Annotated in this window: 4 protein-coding genes; all 4 read right to left on the bottom strand. The window is 71.4% G+C overall.

Annotated features, from left to right (window positions below):
* Positions 1 to 196: glycosyltransferase family 4 protein (locus tag RI554_11110; GenBank protein ID MDR9392562.1), on the bottom strand; the 196-nt coding region annotated here is incomplete at its 3' end.
* 10 nt (positions 197 to 206) lie between these two features.
* A complete protein-coding gene (locus RI554_11105) occupies positions 207 to 1,286 on the bottom strand; it encodes a glycosyltransferase (protein ID MDR9392561.1) in 1,080 nt (359 codons plus the stop codon).
* Positions 1,283 to 2,470: a hypothetical protein gene (locus tag RI554_11100; GenBank protein MDR9392560.1), complete on the bottom strand. Its 1,188-nt coding sequence runs from the start codon at positions 2,468 to 2,470 to the stop codon at positions 1,283 to 1,285. The genes RI554_11105 and RI554_11100 overlap by 4 nt, the downstream gene beginning before the upstream one ends.
* Positions 2,467 to 3,069, bottom strand: a 603-nt coding sequence (locus RI554_11095; GenBank protein MDR9392559.1) for an oligosaccharide flippase family protein, incomplete at its 5' end; no start/stop codon positions are given. The genes RI554_11095 and RI554_11100, both read right to left, overlap by 4 nt.

Here is a 3,069-nt window from a genome sequence, read left to right as displayed (position 1 = left end):
GCATGCGCTGCACGAAGGTCGTCGTCGCTCGCTTGCCGTGCAGGAACGCGCGTTGGTCCCCCGGAACGAAGTCGACGACGGCGAAGAGGTCCGCATCGGGGTACAGGCCGAGGATGCGTTCGAGCACCCGCTCCGACCCGGCGTAGCGGTCCAACCAGTCGTGCACCACCGCGACGCGCGGCGGGGTGCCGGTCATCGGAGGTCCTTCATCGCCCGGTCACCCGGCGGTAGGCGTCCAGGTACGAGGCGGTCACGACGTCGCGCGTGAAGTGCGTGGCGACCCGTTCACGTGCGCGCGCGACCAGCGTCGCGCGCCAGGCGTCGTCGCCCGCCACGCGCCGAAGTGCCGATGCGTACGCCTGGGGGTCGTGCGCCTCCACCAACACCCCTGCATCATCGCCCACGACCTCGGGCATGCCGCTCACGTTCGACAACACGACGGGGATCCCCATCTCCATCGCTTCGATCGGTGCGATGGGAAAGCCCTCCCATCGCGACGGGAGGAGGAACGCGCCGGCGTCGCGCATCGCAGCGAGCGCCTCCGCGCGCGGGAGGGCCCCCGTCACGTCCACGACCCCCTCGAGACCGGCGTCGGCGATCGCCTGCCGGACCGTCGCCTCCAACGGGCCGCCGCCGATCAGGCGGAAGCGGAAGCCCTCGTCGGCGAGGAGGCGCGCCACCGCCACCACCATGCCCGGGTCCTTCTGCCGGGCCAGCCGACCCAACGTCACGACGCGCCTCGGGTCCACGGGGCCGGGCGCCGGGACGTCGGATCGACGGATGCCGTTGTGGATGACGACGCTCCGGCCCCCCGGCGTCAGCCGCCACGCGCGCGCGAGGCGGGCGTCGTACGCGCACACGTGCACCGTGAGGTCGGTGCGCGCGCTGGCGAGGCGCTCCGCGAGCGCCGCCGCGTGGCGCACCCCGCGGGGCTTGCGGAGGAAATGGTAGCCGCGGACCGTGTAGACGCTCGGCACCGTGCCGCGTCGCGCACGCAGGGCGTACAGAAAGCCCGCGCGGGCGCCGTGGACGTGCACCACGTCCGGTGCCACCGTCCGGACGGTGCGGTCGATCGCCTCGGGCAACCGCGGGTCGAAGCGACTCGTGAAGAACGCCGCCTCCCGAACCTGGACGGCGAAGCGGCGTGCGGCGTCCACCGCGTACGATCCGCGGTCGGTGAGCAGCGTGACGTCGTGCCCCGCCGCCCGTTGATCTTCGGCGAGCGCCAGCACGTTGGTGGTGCCGCCCCCGGGCCGTCCGTCCGCCACCACGTGGAGGATCCTCACGAGGCGTCTCCCTGCGTCCGCGGTCCGGCGACCGCCAGGGCGGCCACCATCCAGTAGGTGTGCTGCGTCGGGATCAGGGGGAACGCGCCGTCGCTCACCATGACGAAGAGGTACGTGATCATCCCGACCTTCGCGGCCTTCGCGACCGGCCCGTGCGCCGGGAGGAGGAGGGGAAACGTCCAAGCCAACAGAAACAGCGCGAGCCCCACGACCCCGAACGACGCGAGGATCGAGGTGTACACGATCTCCTGCATCCCGATGAACGACGCGCGGAGCCAGGCGACCTCGAATCGGAACTGATCGATGCGGCCCCCCAAATCCCGGTCGAAAAGGAAGTCGAACGGGTTCGCGGCCAGGACGGCGGCGACCACGACGACCCCCGCGAGGACGAGGGGGAGGGAGAGGCCCATGCCCGCAAGGCGCGTCAGGGTACGGCGCGCGAACACGGTGTTGACCACCTCCATGACCAGCCAGCCGGCCCAGACGGTCCGCGACAGCGAGAACAGGAACACCCCTCGCGGCGCGCCGAGCCACGCCCCCCTCCACCGGACGTGCGGCCCGGCGAGGGCGAACGCGGCCGGGAACCAGGTGAGCGCGTTGACGCCCAGGATGTTGCCGTTGTTGTACGTCGACACCATCTTGAAGATCCCTCCGCGATTGATGTTGCGCGAATCGGCGAGGTCGAGTTCACTGCCGGTGACGGTCAGGAAGGGGATCCCGGGGAACGCACCGAAGACGTTCATCGCGACGAAGTGAACGAGGCCCCAGGCGGTGACGACGCCGAGCGCCGCGAGGACGATCCGCCGAAGCGTCCGGGGGGCGACCGACCGCAGGAGCAGACTCGTCGTCAGGAGGGTGAGGATCGGAACGAGGGCGGCGCTCACGAGGAAGGAGAACGCGGAGACGAAGCCGTCCTGGTTCTCCCCCAACACGAGGAGCGTCGCGCTGGCGCCGATCCAGGGCAGCAGCGCCGCGATCGTCCACACCGTCGCGCGGGGGAGGGTCCAGTGACGCAGCAGCAGCGTCGCGAGAGCGAGGGCTCCTGCGGCACCGAGCAGCGCGTAGCCGGCCGTGATGGGGACCTCCCCCACGTAGAAGCCCGCCTTCGGGAACGCCAGGTTCACGAACAGGCTCGCCAGGCCCACGGCGACGGTCGAGCGGAGGAGGGGCGTGCGACCGGTCATCCGGCCGGGCTCCCGGCGTGCGCGTGGGGCGCGCGGCGGGCGTAGCCGCCCATCGTGAGCACGAGGAGGAGGTTGAACGCCGCCCCGACGAGGGCGTACGCGGCGACCGCCGCGAGGTCGCCGACGGTCGAGCCGACGACGACGAGGGCCGCGACGCGCGCGACGAGCAGGAGGGCGTCGTACACCATCAACCAGCGTTGTTTGCGAAGCACCTGCGTGATGACGATTGCAGGAGGGTTCACCGCACCGACGAACAGCCCGAGGGCGAGCCACCGTGCGTACCGCCCGCTTGCCTCCCACTCGGCGCCCAGCACGAGGGCGAAGAGGGGAGGACCGAAGGCGATCACCAGAAGGAACGGAACCGCGACGACGGCGGCGAGACCGAGGGTGGCGCGCACGTACAGCGCGAACAGGTCCCCCCCGGTGCGCTGCGCCGTCCGGGTCCGCGCGAGGAACGCCTCCTTGAAGGAGCCGCTCAGAAGGTTCACGGGAAGGACCAGCACGCGGTGCGCCAGCAGGTACCAGCCGACGTACGTAGGGCCGAAGAGGGCGGCCAGCACGAGCGCGGCGATGGTCATGTAAAGATTGCCCGCCGCGTT

It is taken from the genome of Trueperaceae bacterium (assembly GCA_031581195.1).
Lineage (GTDB): Bacteria > Deinococcota > Deinococci > Deinococcales > Trueperaceae > SLSQ01.
This window is presented reverse-complemented; position numbering and strand designations above follow the sequence as displayed.